We start from the raw sequence: 15077 nt of genomic DNA, 5'->3' as shown, positions 1-15077 counted from the left end.
CAGACACTTCCAGTGGGAAAAAGAGATTGTCCGCAACGGCGTGCTTCCGCGCGACTTGCGGCCACCGGATGACAGGTCCCTTCGTCGGGAGGCCGGGATCGGTCATGGCGATCGGAGGTTTACATTGGGCGCCATTTGTCCCTTGCTTATGACAAGTTCAAAATGAGGCAGTCTCTATGGAACTCGATCCCGCCGAAATGATAACCACGGCTGAAGCGCTCTGGCGCGACCTGAGTGCACTTGCAATTTCCTATGCATTCTCCGCCCTCGGCGCGCTATTGCTGATCGTGATCGGCATCTTTGCAGCTCGCCTGTTCGAGGGATGGACACGCGCTGCTCTTGGCCGCCTGCCCGGCATTGATGAAACCCTAAGCCGCTTCCTCTCCAAGATCGTGCGCTATGCCATTCTGATCCTGGTTGGCGTGACGGTGCTCGCCCAGTTCGGTGTGCAGACTGCAAGCATCATCGCCGCGCTCGGTGCGGCGGGTCTCGCGATCGGCCTTGCCCTTCAGGGCACGCTTCAGAACATAGCCGCCGGGATCATGCTGCTGGTCCTCAAGCCCTTCCGGGTCGGAGAATATATCGACGCCGGCGGTATCGCGGGAACCGTGGAGGAGATCGGCCTGTTCGCGACCGAACTCAAGGCTGCCGATGGTGTCTATGTCATGGCTCCAAACAGCGAACTGTGGAACAAGCCCGTCACGAACTACTCGCGCAACGCGGTTCGGCGCAACGATATCGCGATCGGCATAGGCTACGACGACGACATAGACCTTGCCCAGAAGCTGCTGATGAACCTTGCAACGGCTGATAACCGCGTGCTGGCCGCTCCCGCGCCGGAGACGTTCGTGGGTGCCCTCGGCGACAGTGCTGTGCTGGTAACGCTGCGCTATTGGACGTCAACCGGCGATTACTGGCAGGCGAGCCTCGATCTTCGCAAGGCGGCGAAGGAAGCCTTTGACGCCCATGGCATTTCCATACCTTTCCCGCAGCGGCAGATTTACGTCACGCCTGCGGATGCAGCAGGCCAGAGCACACAGATAAGCCAAGGCCGGGCGAAGGTCTGACAGCAAGGTCGGAAGACCGCGGGATGATCCATCAAAACTATTGAATGCTTCTCCTTTGCCAATTCATTTGAATAAAGGATGGCTTCGGATAAGGCTTAAGCTGAGATTTAAAGGGCAATCGTCATGGCCGGCTCCGTTTCGCAGCGCTCCGCTTCCGCATCCTTTCCCTGGCTGATCGTCATATGCGGTTGCCTTATCGCCGCGCTTACCTTCGGCCCGCGATCGGCCATGGGCTTTTTCCAGCTTCCGATGCTTGCGGAGAAGGGGTGGGACCGCACGACATTCGGCCTTGCGATGGCGATCCAAAACCTGCTCTGGGGATTCGGCCAGCCGATCTTCGGCGCTATCGCCGACCGATTCGGCACCTGGCGCGTGCTGGCGATGTCGGGCGGCCTCTATGCCCTCGGCCTGCTCCTGATGGCAAGCGCCGATAGCCCGACCATGCTCTATATCGGCGGCGGCGTGCTGGTCGGCCTCGGCGTGGCCGCAGGTTCCTTCGGCATCGTGCTTTCCGCCTTCGCACGGAATGTGCCGGCGGAAAGGCGCAGCATGGTTTTCGGCATCGGCACCGCGGCCGGTTCGGCCGGCATGTTCCTCTTTGCGCCTATCAGCCAGGGCATGATCGATGCTTTTGGCTGGTCCGATACGCTTGTCTATATGGGCATAGCCATGCTTCTCGTTCCTCTGCTCGCGATCCCGCTTACCGGGAATTCCGCGAGCGGCTCGGTCCGGCAAGCAGAGTTCGAGCAAAGCTTCGGCGCCGCCCTGCGGGAAGCATTCGCCCATCGCGGCTTTCTCCTCCTTACCTCTGGCTTCTTCGTCTGCGGCTTCCAGGTCGCCTTCATCACCGCGCATTTTCCAGCCTATCTGGGGGATATCGGCATTGACGCCAGCTATGCGGTGATCGCACTGGCCCTTATCGGCTTCTTCAATGTGATCGGTTCCCTCGCCTCCGGCGTCATCGGCCAACGCTACCCGAAGCCAGCCTTCCTTGCGCTTATCTACCTTGCGCGCTCGGTGCTTGTGACTGCCTTCCTGCTGATCCCGCAGACCCCGACCACGGTCATCGTCTTCGCCATTATCATGGGCCTGCTCTGGCTCTCGACCGTGCCGCCGACCAACGGTCTCGTGGCCGTCATGTTCGGCACGCGCTATCTCGGCATGCTGGGCGGCATCGTCTTTTTCTCGCATCAGATCGGCTCATTTCTCGGAGTGTGGCTCGGCGGCTATCTCTACGACCAATTCGGTTCCTATGACCCGGTCTGGTGGCTGGGAGTAGCGCTCGGCATCTTCGCCGCCGTCGTTCACTGGCCGATTCAGGAGAAACCGGTGGAACGGCCGGCACTGGCGCCGGCGGAGTAAACGGAAGCATCGACAAATTTCTGTCATGCGCCTGCAACATCGGTTTGCTTTAGCCCTCTTGGACATTTCCACCCACCAGGAGGCAGGCAATGAACAAGAACGTCGATCCGAAAGCGATCAAAACGCTTAGCGAAATCCGCGAGGAGCGCGAGGACATCGGCCGCAACCCGAGCGCCAATCCCACCATGGGCGATATCATCCATCGCCGCTATTCGCGCAGAGGTTTCCTTGGTGGTTCCTTGGCGGTTGCCGCCATCGGCGCCACGGTGAGCCCGATGGCACTGCTCGCCGCGAAAGAAGCGAAGGCGCAAGGCACCGCCTCGCAGTTCAACTTCACCGAGGTGGAGGCCGGCGTCGACGAGACGCATCACGTGGCCGACGGATACGACGCACAGGTTTTCCTGCGGTGGGGAGACAAGGTTTTCGCCGACGCGCCGGAGTTCGACCCCGCCAACCAGACCGCGGAAGCCCAAGCCAAGCAGTTCGGCTACAACAATGACTATGTGGGCTTCATCCCGCTTGAAGGCGCCAATGACCGCGGGATTCTCGTCGTCAATCACGAATACACCAATGCCGAGCTGATGTTCCCCGGCTTCGCAAAGGTGGAAGGCGACGATGTCAAGCTCGGCGAATACACCAGGGAGCTGGTGGATATCGAGATGGCGGCACATGGCGGCACGGTCATCGAGATCCGCAAGGTTGATGGCCGCTGGCAGCCGGTGCTCGACAGCCGGTATAACCGCCGCATCACCGCCGACACGGAAATGCAGCTCTCCGGGCCGGTTGCCGGTCATGACCGTGTGAAGACCAATGCCGATCCCACGGGAACGAAGGTGCTTGGCACCATCAACAATTGCGCCGGCGGCGTCACGCCCTGGGGCACCTATCTCATGGCCGAGGAGAATTTCCACGGGTATTTCTCCGGCGAGCTTCCGGAAGGCCATCGCGAGGCCGAAAACTACAAGCGCATCGGCGTCCCCGCCGCCGAATATGCCTGGGGCACCTTCCACGACCGTTTCGACGTCTCCAGGGAGCCGAACGAACCCAACCGCTTCGGCTGGGTGGTCGAGGTCGATCCCCTCGACCCGAACTCGGTGCCCAAGAAGCGCACCGCGCTCGGCCGCGTGAAGCACGAAGGGGCAGAGAGCATCGTGAACAAGGACGGCCGCGTGGTCGCCTATTGCGGTGATGACGAGCGCTTCGACTATGTCTACAAATTCGTGACGGCCGGCACCTTTAACGAGCAGGACCGCGCCGCAAATATGGACCTCCTCGACGAAGGCACGCTTTATGTCGCCCGCTTCGATGAGGACGGCACTATGGAGTGGCTGCCGCTCATCCATGGGGAAGGCCCGCTCACGGCTGAGAACGGTTTCGAAAGCCAGGCGGACGTTCTCATCGAGACGCGCCGCGCTGCCGACATGCTCGGCGCCACCAAAATGGACCGCCCGGAAGACGTGCAGCCCAATCCGAAGACCGGCAAGGTCTACGTGATGCTGACCAACAACACCCGGCGCGGGGCGGACCAGGTGGATGCCGCCAACCCGCGCGCGGATAATGCTTTCGGCCATATCATCGAGATCACCGAAACGGACGGTGATTTCGCGTCCACCAAATCGACCTGGGAAGTGCTGCTCAAATGCGGCGATCCCTCGCTCGCCGAAGTGGGAGCGAGCTTCTCGCCGGATACGACCCGCAACGGGTGGTTCGGCATGCCGGACAATTGTGCCATCGACGCAGATGGACGCCTTTGGGTCTCGACCGACGGCAACAACCAGAAGGCCACCGGCCGCACTGATGGCCTGTGGGCCGTTGATACCGACGGGGATGCGCGCGGAACCTCAAAACTCTTCTTCCGCGTGCCGGTGGGTGCCGAAATGTGCGGTCCCTACTTCACACCGGATGGGGAGACCCTGTTCCTGGCCGTCCAGCATCCGGGCGACGAAGGTCTCGCCACCTTCGAGCAACCGGCCACCCGCTGGCCCGACTTCGACGACAACCTGCCGGTTCGTCCCGCGGTGGTGGTCGTGACCAAGCAGGGCGGCGGCAAAATCGCGGCTTGAGCGATCAGCGATATACCGTAAGGCGGGGCCTTTTGGGCCCCGCCTTTTTTGGAATTTCAGCTTGCAGATACGCGGGTAGCTCCTTCCCCGCTCGGGAGGCACCGCATCAAAGCCGCCAGAAATCCCGCTCGCGCTTCGGGCTCGGTCAGTCCGCGCGGCTCGTAGACGTGACGCGTGAAGAAGAAGCCCGTGAGCGCGAAGGCCTGCAAAAGCGCTTTCCTGTCGCAGAGACCCTCGCCGGCATTCAGGAAGGTCGGCAACGGGAGCAGCTTGTCCGCCCAGGGTGCACCCGCTTCGCGGGTGACGGCCCTCCCCGTCTTCGGCGATACGTAAGCGAGATTTTCCCGGCTGCCCGTAAGGGCGCAGCGGGAAAGGTCGAGCCCGAAACCCAATTCCTCCAGCACGGCCAGTTCGAAGCGGGCGACCAGCATCCCTGCCGCGGCAGGATCATCCAGATGCGCAGCAATCACCCCAAGCGCTTCGAAGAGGCCGGGATGCGGATCCCGCTCCGGCAAGAGGCGCAAATGCGCGCCGAGCGTCTGGATGCCATAGACGGCGACGGCAGAATTGATGAGCCGGGCGGCATTGAGCTCCAACGGCTCCACTTGGAACGTGCCCAGATGCTCGTCCAGCCTTGCGCGCCAGGTAAGGCCGACGCGATTCCCCGGCTGCAGCACCGGCTGCATACGCTTTGATCGACCGCCCCTGACCATGCCAAGGTGCCGGCCGTGGCCGGCCGTCATCGTTTCCAGGATAACGCTGGTCTCTCCATGCCGCCGGGTACCGAGGACAATGCCTTCGTCGAGCCATTCCATGGCACGGTTCTCTTCCCCTCAACCGGGGAATTCAAGCCCGATCTCGCGATAGCGCTCGGGATCGTTGCTCCAATTCTCGCGCACCTTTACGAACAGGAAGAGGTGGACCTTCTGTTCGAGGATTTGTGAAAGCTCTTCGCGCGCAGACTGGCCGATCTCGCGTATCGTCGATCCCTTATGGCCGAGCACGATCTTCTTCTGGCTTTCGCGCTCCACATAGATAACCTGCTCGATACGCACCGAGCGGTCCTTCCGCTCCTCCCATTTTTCCGTTTCCACGTGGGCGGAATAGGGAAGTTCCTGGTGAAGCCGAAGATAAATCTTCTCGCGGGTGATCTCGGCCGCAAGCTGACGCATGGGCAGATCGGAAATCTGGTCCTCCGGGTAGTACCAGGGGCCTTCCGGCAGCGTCTCGGCCAGATAGTCGAGCAGGTCTTTGCAACCGTCCCCGGTCAGCGCAGAGACCATGAAGGTTCTGTCGAAGGGGGCGCGCTCATTCGCCTCCGCCGCAAGGACAAGCAGCTTGTCGCGCTTGATGCGATCGATCTTGTTGAGGATCAGGATCTTTGGCTGTCGTACGTCCGCAAGGCTGTCGAGGATCGTTTCGGCATCTCCCTTGATCCCCCGTTCCGCATCGATGAGAAAAGCCACGATATCCGCATCCTTGGCTCCGCCCCAGGCGGTCGTCACCATGGCGCGATCAAGCCGCCGTTTTGGCTTGAAAATGCCGGGCGTATCCACGAACACGATCTGCGTCTTGTTATGGGTCGCGATGCCACGGATCAGCGCGCGCGTGGTTTGCACCTTGTGCGTGACTATGGAGACTTTCGCGCCCACCAACTGGTTGAGCAACGTTGATTTTCCGGCATTCGGCGCCCCGATCAGCGCGACAAACCCGGACCGTGTCCCCGGCGAAGGCTCTCCGGTTCCGGTCATGGCAAGCTTTCCATCGGCGTCCATACGGCCTCGCGAATCAAAACTTCAGTCGCCGCTGCCTGTTCCGCCTCGCGCTTGGAACGGCCGCGACCACGCCCTTCCTTGTACCCCGCGATACGCACCACCGCGGTGAAAATCGGGTCGTGATCCGGCCCCTCGCGGCTTTCAATCACATATTCCGGCGTGGCGCCTGAAGCCCTATGAGCCCATTCCTGCAGGGCTGTCTTGGCGTCGGCGCGGGCCGCTCCCTCGGCCGTGGAACGCTCCGTCCAATGAGTCCGGATGAACTGGCGTGCGCCCTCCAGCCCGTCCTGCAGGTAGATAACGGCGATCAGTGCCTCCAGAACGTCGGCACGCAGATTGACCTGCTTGCGCATGGCAAGCGCCTTCAGGTCGCTTCCGGTCCGGATGAGCGTATCGAGCCCCAATTCCTCGGTGATTTCGGCCAAGGTCTCCGCGTTCACCAGCGCATTGAGACGCAAAGAAAGCTCACCCTCAGGCGCATCCGGATAGGCTTCGTAAAGCATCTCGGCGACGGCAAGCCCCAACACCCGATCGCCCAGAAATTCCAGACGCTGATAGTCACCGCCCTTCCCGCGCACGCTCGAATGAGTGAGCGCGCGCTCAAGCAGCTCGGTATCGCGGAAGGAAAGTCCGATCCGTTCCTCGACCGCCTCCGCCAGCGCATGCCCTTTGAGACGCCGCTGCGCCATTGCCGATCAGTCGACCCAGCTGAACATGCGCGACAGTCGGATTTCAGACGGCCAACGCCAGATCTCCAGCGGGCTCGCGCCGCCGGCTATCGAAAAGAAGATGATGTTGGCCCGGCCGACCAGATTCTCCGCCGGCACGTAGCCGACCGAGAAGCGGCTGTCTGTGGAATTGTCGCGGTTATCCCCCATCATGAAATAATGTCCCTCGGGAACCACGAACTCTCGCGTGTTGTCACCGACGGAATTGGGGGAAAGATCCAGCGTCTCGTAGGAAACGCCATTGGGCAATGTCTCGCGATAGATATCCACCGGCCGCGCCAGTTCCGTGATATCCACATTGTCTATCTGCCCGATCTTCTCGCGCGGAACGGCGGTGCCATTGATGTAAAGCTGCCCCTCGCGCATCTGGATATGGTCGCCCGGAAGGCCGATCACGCGCTTGATATAGTCGAGCGAAGGGTCCGGCGGATACTTGAAAACCACGACGTCGCCGCGCTCCGGCTCTCCTCCCCAGATCCTGCCGGAAAACAGCGGCGGAGAAAAAGGAAGTGAATAGCGCGAATAGCCATAGGCCCACTTGGTCACGAACAGATAATCGCCTTCCAGCAGCGTCGGGCGCATGGAACCGGAGGGTATCGAAAATGGCTGAAAAAGAAATGTTCTGATCACAAGGGCAAGCAGCAGCGCCTGGACGACGACGCTGATGGTCTCGGCCAGTCCGCCGGATTTCTTATGAGATTTATGGGCCACGCTCATCTAGTCCTCAGTTCGGTCGCGTGCCCGCGACCCCTTTCGCGTTTCGTCTTATCGGCTTGCAGCCCTCACGGCAATGCGCGGGACTGCGGCATTCGCAGCTTCTTCCGTTCTGCCTCTACCATCATTTATTCAGGCACGGCTTCAATGATGACGAACGCCTGGGCAAGCGGGAAATCATCGGTGATGGTGAGATGGACGAGAGGCCTATAGCCTGGGGGGGTGATCGCATTGAGGCGCTCGGCAGCGCCGCCGGTCAGATGCATGGTCGGCTTGCCGCTCGGCAAATTCACCACGCCCATGTCGCGCCAGAACACGCCCTGTGCCAACCCCGTCCCGAGTGCTTTGGCGCAAGCTTCCTTGGCCGCGAAGCGCTTTGCGTATGATGCGGCGCGCTGGCGGCGCCGGTCGGATTTGGCTCGCTCCACCTCGGTGAAAACACGATAGGTGAAGCGCTCGCCATGCCGCTCAAGCGTCTTCTCGACGCGACGAATATCAATGAGATCGCTGCCAATACCAATGATCATGAAGCCATTGCGCCCGCATCATCTGCCGCCCGGCGGCGGGCCCGTTCCGCCAGCCGCTTTCGCCGCTCCTCGCGAAAAGCATTCGTCGCCCACCGAGTCACGATGTAACCGATCAGCGCCGCTAACGCGCCAAGCGGCAGCGCGCCAACCGCCATCGGCTTCAGCAGCGGCTCCCAAAGCTTTTCAAACTCCAGATGCCACAACAAGTGGCCGATGTCTTCCGGTCCGATCCCCGCCGGATGCTCGCCACGCAGGATGAATCTGCCGAGACCGAGCGTGGCCCCCCAGATGAAGGGGAAGGTCAGCGGATTGCCGACGAAGGTGCCCAGCGCGGAGGCCACCACATTGCCGCGCAGCAGCCACGCAGCCGTTGCGGCGAGGATCACATGAAATCCCATGAAAGGCGTGAAGGAGGCGAATATACCCGCGGCGACGCCGATCGCGATTGCATGCGGCGTTGCGCTCAAACGCAGGGCGCGCTTCACGACGTAAGCCGCCGATCGCCGGAACGAGCGGCGAGGCCAGACCATCGTCCTCAGCCTGTCCCGCAGCGGTTCCCTTGTCCTGCGCTTGAACAACATTTCGCTACCGCGCTCCGGCCATCTGCCGCAGCCGACACGACCTTCTCACCAGCATACCCGCATTCATATCATTTTCCGTCGCCCGGCGTCCCCTAATCTATGCTCGAAAGGCGTCGGGGCAAACCTATGGTCGGTGCAAATCGAAAAATCACCGACACTATCCGTTAACGCGCTGAACGCTGCTTACGCTGCTCGTTTCGCGGAGTTGTGAAATCAACCGGTTCAGGTGCTTCAGGTCCCAAACTTCGATATCGAAGACCATTTCGGTGAAATCGGGCGCCGTGTGCCGCATCGACAATGTATGGATGTTCGCATCGTTGGAGGCCATTACCTGGGCGATGGTCGCGAGCGAGCCGGGTTCGTTGATGGCCGTCACCAGGATGCGCGCGGGAAACCGCTCTTTTGTGTTCTCGTCGATGTCCCAGCGCACGTCGATCCAACGTTCCGGCTGGTCATCGAAGGCCGTGAGCGAGGGCGACTGAATCGGATAGATCGTGATGCCGGATCCGGGCGTGAGGATGCCGACAATCCGGTCTCCCGGCACCGCTCCCTCGGGCGCGAAACGCACCGGCAGGTCGCCGGAGACACCGCGGATGGGAATTGCTCCATTTTCGGCGGAAGCGGTTTCCTTTCCCTTCCGGCGTGAAGACCGGCCAGGGACCTTAAAGAGCATACCTGCCGCATTGCGCAGATTGAACCAGCCCTCTTCCCGCTTCTTGGGATGCTGAACGGTTACACGCTCGTCCTTGTAATCGGGGAACACTGCGCGAAGGACATCCTGCGAGGTAATCTCGCCGCGCCCAACGGCTGCCAGCACGTCCTCCACATCCTTGCGGGCCAGGCGATGCATCACAGGCTTCAGCAGATCCTTGCCGAACGTCTTCCCCGCCCTCTCGAAGGCACGCTCGAGAATACGGGTGCCCAGCCCGGAATATTGCCGGCGAATCGCATTTCTCGTGGCGCGGCGGATGGCTGAGCGCGCCTTGCCGGTGACGACCACCGACTCCCAGGCAGCGGGAGGCACTTGCGCCTTCGAACGGATGATCTCCACCTCGTCGCCGTTTTTGAGCTCCGTCATCAGCGGCATGATGCGGCCGTTGACCTTGGCGCCTACACAGGTGTCCCCGACATCCGTGTGGACCGCATATGCGAAGTCGATCGGCGTGGCGCCGCGCGGCAGAGCGATCAGACGGCCCTTGGGCGTAAAGCAGAAGACCTGGTCCTGGAACAGCTCGAGCTTCGTGTTCTCCAGGAATTCTTCGGGGTTATCGCCCTCCGAGAGCTGCTCGATCGTATGGCGCAGCCACGCATAGGCGTTGGTGTCCTTTGAAATCTGGTGGCCCGGCCCGTTCGGTTTGGGACCGAAATCCTTGTAGAGCGAGTGCGCCGCCACGCCATATTCGGCGATACGGTCCATTTCCTGCGTGCGGATCTGCAGTTCCACCCGCTGGCGCGAAGGGCCGACGATCGTGGTGTGAATCGAGCGGTAATCGTTCTGTTTCGGAGTCGAGATATAATCCTTGAACCGCCCGGGAACGAGGGACCACGTCGTGTGAATGGCTCCTAGCGCACGGTAGCAATCCTCCACCGTGTCGACGATCACGCGGAAGCCGAAAATATCGGAAAGCTGCTCGAAGGAGAGTGCCTTCGCTTCCATCTTGCGGAAGACGGACCAGGGCTTCTTCTGCCGGCTCTTCACGACGGCCTTTATGTCGTATTTGTCGAAGAGACCTTTGAGCGCCTCCTCGATCTCCCCGATCACGCCACGGTTTCGCTCGGTGAGGTCCGCCAGGCGCTCCGTCACTGCATGATAGGCTTCCGGATTGATATAGCGGAAGGCGAGTTCCTCGAGTTCCTCGCGCATGTCCTGCATGCCCATGCGGCCGGCGAGCGGAGCATAGATCTCCATCGTCTCTTCGGCGATCCTCAACCGCTTGTGCGACGGCATGTGATCGAGCGTGCGCATATTGTGCAGGCGGTCCGCGAGCTTGACGAGAAGCACGCGAACATCTTCCGATATGGCCAGGAGCAGCTTACGCAGGTTTTCCGCCTGCTCGGCCTTGGAGGATACCAGATCCAGCTTCTTCAGCTTGGTAAGCCCCTCGACAAGCCTGCCGATTTCCGGGCCGAAGAGTTCGTCGATCTCATCGCGCGTGGCGCTTGTATCCTCGATCGTGTCATGCAGCAGCGCGACGGCGATCGTCGCCTCGTCAAGATGCATGTCCGTCAGGATGGCCGCCACTTCGAGCGGATGGGAAAAATAGGGATCGCCCGAAGCCCGCTTCTGGTGACCATGCTTCTGCATGGCGTAGACATAGGCTTTGTTCAGAAGCGCCTCATTCACGTCAGGCTTGTAGCGCTGCACACGCTCGACAAGCTCGTACTGACGCATCATGAGCGGCTTCTCCTGGGCCTATAAACGTAAATCATGCGCCGCATCGGGCATGCGACGCATGTGGATTCGCCCTGAGAAAAGATCCGCCGCCAACGAAAGGCAGCGGAACGACGGATCAGAAGTCGTCGTTCTTCTCCGGCGGAACAAGACCCTCGATGCCGGCCAGCAGGTCTTCCTCGCTCATGCGATCGAAGGCGATATTGTCCTCGGGCAGAAGGTCGGCTTCCGGCGCATCCTCGGCCTGGGCAGTGATCGCCGGCAGGTCGGCCTCGGGCTCGTCCACCTCCACATGCTTTTGCAGGGAGTGGATCAGAGCCTCCTTGAGATCGCCCGGAGACAAGGTCTCATCGGCAATCTCGCGCAGCGCCACCACTGGGTTCTTGTCGTTGTCGCGATCGACGGTGATATGCTCGCCCTGGGAGATCTGACGCGCACGATGACTTGCGAGAAGCACCAGCTCGAAGCGGTTCTCGACCTTGTCGATGCAGTCTTCAACGGTTACACGGGCCATCTGTCGCCCCTTTCATTCGCGCGGAATTTTTGGAAACTGCGGGGTCCATAGCTTTTCCACGGAAAAAACACAACACCCATGAGGGACAGGCATTAGACCTTTCCCTCACAAAGGTTCACAGTCCGGGCAGGCATCAGCCTGAGCTTAGACCCATATTATTTGCAGTTTTTTACCTTATACAATTTAATTGGCATTGGCATGAAAACAAGTCCGCACTATGTCACGGGATGAGGAGCGGCATTGCCGCGATTGAACTGGCGCATTGCGGCAATTCCCACGCAGCGATTGCCACGAAGGATATTTGAGAATGTTTGATCCCCGCGAAAAGATCGCGATGTTCATAGACGGCGCAAATCTATATGCCACCTCGCGATCCTTGGGCTTTGATATAGACTACAGAAAGCTTTTGGCGAGTTTTCAGAAGCGGGCTTACCTTCTGCGCGCCTACTACTACACAGCTCTCGTGGAGGATCAGGAATACTCGTCTATCCGGCCGCTTATCGATTGGCTCGACTACAATGGTTACAAAGTGGTCACCAAACCGGCAAAGGAATTCACTGATTCGACTGGCCGGCGAAAGATCAAGGGCAATATGGACATCGAGCTCACAATTGATGCGCTGGAGCTTGTCGATGTCGTCGACCATTACGTGATCTTCTCGGGCGACGGTGATTTCCGCACACTGGTGGAGGCGCTGCAGCGCAAGGGCCGTAAGGTGAGCATCGTATCGACGATCCAGTCGCAGCCGCCGATGATCTCGGACGAGTTGCGGCGCCAGGCCGATCACTTCATCGATCTTGCCACGCTGCAGACGGAGGTTGGCCGCGATCCGAGCGAGCGCCCGGCCCGCCGCCCCGATCCTACGGATATTGATCAAGACGACACTGAATGAGCCTGCCTGAAGCGGCCGGAGAACCGCCGCGTGACTGTCCTCTGTGCCCTCGGCTTCACAGTTTCATCGCCGGCTGGCGCGAGAAAGAGCCGGAATGGTACAACGCACCTGTCAGAACCTTCCTGCCTGAAGGCGGCGAGGAATCTGTAAGGCTTCTCGTGGTGGGGCTTGCACCGGGGCTGCGCGGCGCAAACCGCACCGGGCGTCCCTTCACGGGCGATTACGCAGGCACACTGCTTTATGAAACACTCATACGCTTCGGTTTCGCCCGCGGAAAATTCGACGCCAGGCCGGATGACGGGCTGACACTCACCGACACGGCGATCACCAATGCCGTGCGCTGCGTGCCGCCCGAAAACAAGCCGGATGCGAGCGAGATCCGCACCTGTCGCGAATATTTTCTTACTCCGACGATCGAGCGCTTTCCCAAGCTGGAGGCCATCGTGACACTCGGAAAGATCGCCCATGACTCCACCGTCAGAGCGCTTGGTCATCGGCTAAGCGCTGTCCCCTTCGTCCACGGGGCGCAGGAGCAGGCCGGAGCGCTCCGCATCTTCTCCAGCTACCACTGCTCCCGCTACAACACGAACACCGGCGTTCTGACGGAGGCGATGTTCGTGGACGTGTTCCGGAGCGTGAGGGAGTTTTTAGGGGACTAAGCAGCAGGGAAAGGTACTGGTTTCCCGCCTCGGTCTTAACAGGCGGTAAGCTTATTGATTCAGGTTTTCAGGCTGTTCCGATACTGTCCCCGTTCGGCTTTGCTTCAACAGCATGAGCATGCCGCGGATCCCCTCCAAGATTCAGGCATGGCTCCTGGGGCCAACCTGGATGCGTCGAGAATCTCGGCAACTCCAGAGCTGGCGGTTGGCAACTATGCGGCTGCAAGCGCCACCTTCTGCTTGACCCAACGACCATGGTTATGGGTTGACGCGCCGCCGCGGCTGCAGGTGAAGCTGCAGGCTATCGGAGGCGTAGCACCGGCTCGAAGACGCCTCCTACTGCCCCACTGGTCTACTGCCCTACCCTCTTTCCTTCAGAAGGCGGGCTTGTTCCCGGCTCCAGTCGCGCTGCTTCAGGGTCTCGCGCTTGTCATGCAGTTTCTTGCCGCGCGCGAGCGCGAGTTGCAGCTTCGCGATGCCACGTTCGTTGAAATAGAGTTTCAAGGGCACCATCGTCATACCCTCGCGCTCCACCGCCTGAGCCATGCGCGCCATCTCCTTCTTGGACAGGAGCAGCTTCCGCCTGCGACGCGGCTCGTGATTGAAGCGGTTGCCGGCAAAATATTCGGGGATATGCGCGTTGATCAGCCAGATCTCTCCGCCTTCCACCGAAGCGTAGGATTCCTGGATGTTGGCGTGCCCTTCCCGCAGGGATTTCACCTCGGTACCGGAAAGCACAAGGCCCGCCTCAAGCGTGTCCATCACCTCATAAGCGAAGCGTGCCTTGCGGTTGTCGGCAACCGTTTTGATGTTTGTGTTCTTGGCCATAGCGAAGGAGATGCGCGTAAGGGCGCGTCAGTTCAAGAGCCCCGCGTGCTTCATGGCTGCATCGATCTTCTCGGCGGTGGAAGACTCGATCGTGACAAGCGGCGACCGCAGCACATTCTGGATTCTCCCAAGCCGCGACAGCGCATATTTGGCGCCGGCCGGATTGGGTTCGAGGAAGAGGGCCTTGTGAAGCGGCAACAACCGGTCCTGGAGCTCGATGGCGCGGGCGCCATCGCCCCCGAGGGAGGCTGCCTGGAATTCCGAGCAGAGCCGCGGCGCCACATTCGCAGTCACCGAAATACAGCCCACGCCGCCATGAGCGTTGAAACCGAGCGCCGTAGCATCCTCACCCGATAGCTGGATGAAGTCGGGTCCGCATGCCGCACGCTGCTCGGACACGCGATCGAGCTTCGCCGTGGCATCCTTTACGCCGACGATATTCTTATAGTCGGCCGCAAGCTTGGCCATCGTCTCAGGAAGCATGTCGATCACAGAGCGAGGTGGAATATTATAGATGAAGATCGGCAGGCTGGTCGCCTTTGCGACAGCCGCGAAATGCTCGTAGAGCCCGCGCTGGTTCGGCTTGTTGTAATAGGGGGTCACGACCAGAAGAGCGTCGGCTCCCACCTTCTCCGCATGTTCAGCAAAACCGATCGCCTCCCGTGTGGAATTTGAGCCAGCCCCGGCAATCACCGGCACGCGCTTGTCCGCCGCCTCGACGCAAAGGCGGATTACCTCCCGGTGCTCATCATGCGTGAGTGTCGGCGACTCGCCCGTCGTGCCAACAGGGACAAACCCGTTGGAGCCTTCCTGGATCTGCCATTCGACCAGGGAACTGAAGGCCTCTTTGTCCAGACTTCCATCCTCACGGAAAGGCGTCACGAGCGCTGTGATGGAACCCCTGAACATCGAGAAATCTCCGATCTCCTCTTGGGCGATCTATCCGGTTGGACCGGCCGCCACGCAATTTTGTTT

15 protein-coding genes are annotated in these 15077 nt (G+C 60.6%); 5 read left to right on the top strand and 10 right to left on the bottom strand.

The window, feature by feature from the left end:
• The first annotated feature begins 176 nt into the window (after positions 1-176).
• The 3 genes from CHEJ32_RS0108030 (at position 177) to CHEJ32_RS0108020 (ending at position 4492) form a co-directional block, all read left to right on the top strand.
• Entirely contained in the window at positions 177-1067 is an 891-nt protein-coding gene (locus CHEJ32_RS0108030) for a mechanosensitive ion channel family protein (protein ID WP_028033406.1), read from the top strand.
• Positions 1068-1190: 123 nt separating this feature from the next.
• Complete coding sequence (locus tag CHEJ32_RS0108025; protein ID WP_028033405.1) at positions 1191-2429, top strand: MFS transporter; 1239 nt, start codon at positions 1191-1193, stop codon at positions 2427-2429.
• Between the two features lie 89 nt (positions 2430-2518).
• Positions 2519-4492, top strand: coding sequence for a PhoX family phosphatase (locus CHEJ32_RS0108020; protein ID WP_028033404.1), 1974 nt, complete (start codon positions 2519-2521; stop codon positions 4490-4492).
• Positions 4493-4548: 56 nt separating this feature from the next.
• Here CHEJ32_RS0108020 and recO read toward each other — a convergent pair whose 3' ends face one another.
• The 8 genes from recO to rpoZ all read right to left on the bottom strand — a co-directional run bounded on the left by recO (position 4549) and on the right by rpoZ (position 11723).
• On the bottom strand, positions 4549-5307 hold the full coding sequence (gene recO, locus CHEJ32_RS0108015; protein ID WP_028033403.1) for a DNA repair protein RecO: 759 nt from the start codon (positions 5305-5307) through the stop codon (positions 4549-4551).
• An 18-nt stretch (positions 5308-5325) separates the two neighbouring features.
• Entirely contained in the window at positions 5326-6243 is a 918-nt protein-coding gene (gene era, locus CHEJ32_RS0108010; protein WP_028033402.1) for a GTPase Era, read from the bottom strand.
• Complete coding sequence (gene rnc / locus CHEJ32_RS0108005) at positions 6240-6956, bottom strand: ribonuclease III (RefSeq protein ID WP_028033401.1); 717 nt, start codon at positions 6954-6956, stop codon at positions 6240-6242. The genes era and rnc overlap by 4 nt, the downstream gene beginning before the upstream one ends.
• Positions 6957-6962: 6 nt before the next feature.
• Positions 6963-7712 (bottom strand): signal peptidase I, encoded by a 750-nt coding sequence (gene lepB / locus CHEJ32_RS0108000; protein ID WP_028033400.1) that lies wholly within the window; start codon positions 7710-7712, stop codon positions 6963-6965.
• A 125-nt stretch (positions 7713-7837) separates the two neighbouring features.
• A complete protein-coding gene (acpS, locus tag CHEJ32_RS0107995) occupies positions 7838-8236 on the bottom strand; it encodes a holo-ACP synthase (RefSeq protein WP_028033399.1) in 399 nt (132 codons plus the stop codon).
• The gene (locus tag CHEJ32_RS0107990) at positions 8233-8817 is read right to left on the bottom strand and encodes a DUF2062 domain-containing protein (RefSeq protein WP_028033398.1); all 585 of its coding nucleotides are present in this window, start codon (positions 8815-8817) and stop codon (positions 8233-8235) included. Before CHEJ32_RS0107990 ends, acpS begins: the two co-directional genes overlap by 4 nt.
• A gap of 157 nt (positions 8818-8974) precedes the next feature.
• On the bottom strand, positions 8975-11212 hold the full coding sequence (locus CHEJ32_RS0107985; RefSeq protein ID WP_028033397.1) for a bifunctional (p)ppGpp synthetase/guanosine-3',5'-bis(diphosphate) 3'-pyrophosphohydrolase: 2238 nt from the start codon (positions 11210-11212) through the stop codon (positions 8975-8977).
• Positions 11213-11327: 115 nt separating this feature from the next.
• Positions 11328-11723 (bottom strand): DNA-directed RNA polymerase subunit omega, encoded by a 396-nt coding sequence (gene rpoZ / locus CHEJ32_RS0107980; RefSeq protein WP_028033396.1) that lies wholly within the window; start codon positions 11721-11723, stop codon positions 11328-11330.
• 307 nt (positions 11724-12030) lie between these two features.
• Between rpoZ and CHEJ32_RS0107975 the strand changes: the two genes are divergently transcribed.
• Positions 12031-12615, top strand: a complete 585-nt coding sequence (locus tag CHEJ32_RS0107975) for an NYN domain-containing protein (protein WP_028033395.1) — start codon at positions 12031-12033, stop codon at positions 12613-12615.
• Complete coding sequence (locus tag CHEJ32_RS0107970; protein WP_028033394.1) at positions 12612-13274, top strand: uracil-DNA glycosylase; 663 nt, start codon at positions 12612-12614, stop codon at positions 13272-13274. Before CHEJ32_RS0107975 ends, CHEJ32_RS0107970 begins: the two co-directional genes overlap by 4 nt.
• Positions 13275-13634: 360 nt before the next feature.
• On the opposite strand, the gene smpB is transcribed toward CHEJ32_RS0107970, so the two are convergent.
• Both smpB and dapA read right to left on the bottom strand, forming a co-directional pair.
• Complete coding sequence (gene smpB, locus CHEJ32_RS0107965; protein ID WP_028033393.1) at positions 13635-14102, bottom strand: SsrA-binding protein SmpB; 468 nt, start codon at positions 14100-14102, stop codon at positions 13635-13637.
• A gap of 27 nt (positions 14103-14129) precedes the next feature.
• Positions 14130-15011: a 4-hydroxy-tetrahydrodipicolinate synthase gene (gene dapA, locus CHEJ32_RS0107960; RefSeq protein ID WP_028033392.1), complete on the bottom strand. Its 882-nt coding sequence runs from the start codon at positions 15009-15011 to the stop codon at positions 14130-14132.
• Positions 15012-15077 lie beyond the last annotated feature (66 nt).

It is taken from the genome of Chelativorans sp. J32, assembly GCF_000518985.1.
Taxonomy (GTDB): domain Bacteria; phylum Pseudomonadota; class Alphaproteobacteria; order Rhizobiales; family Rhizobiaceae; genus Chelativorans.
This window is presented reverse-complemented; position numbering and strand designations above follow the sequence as displayed.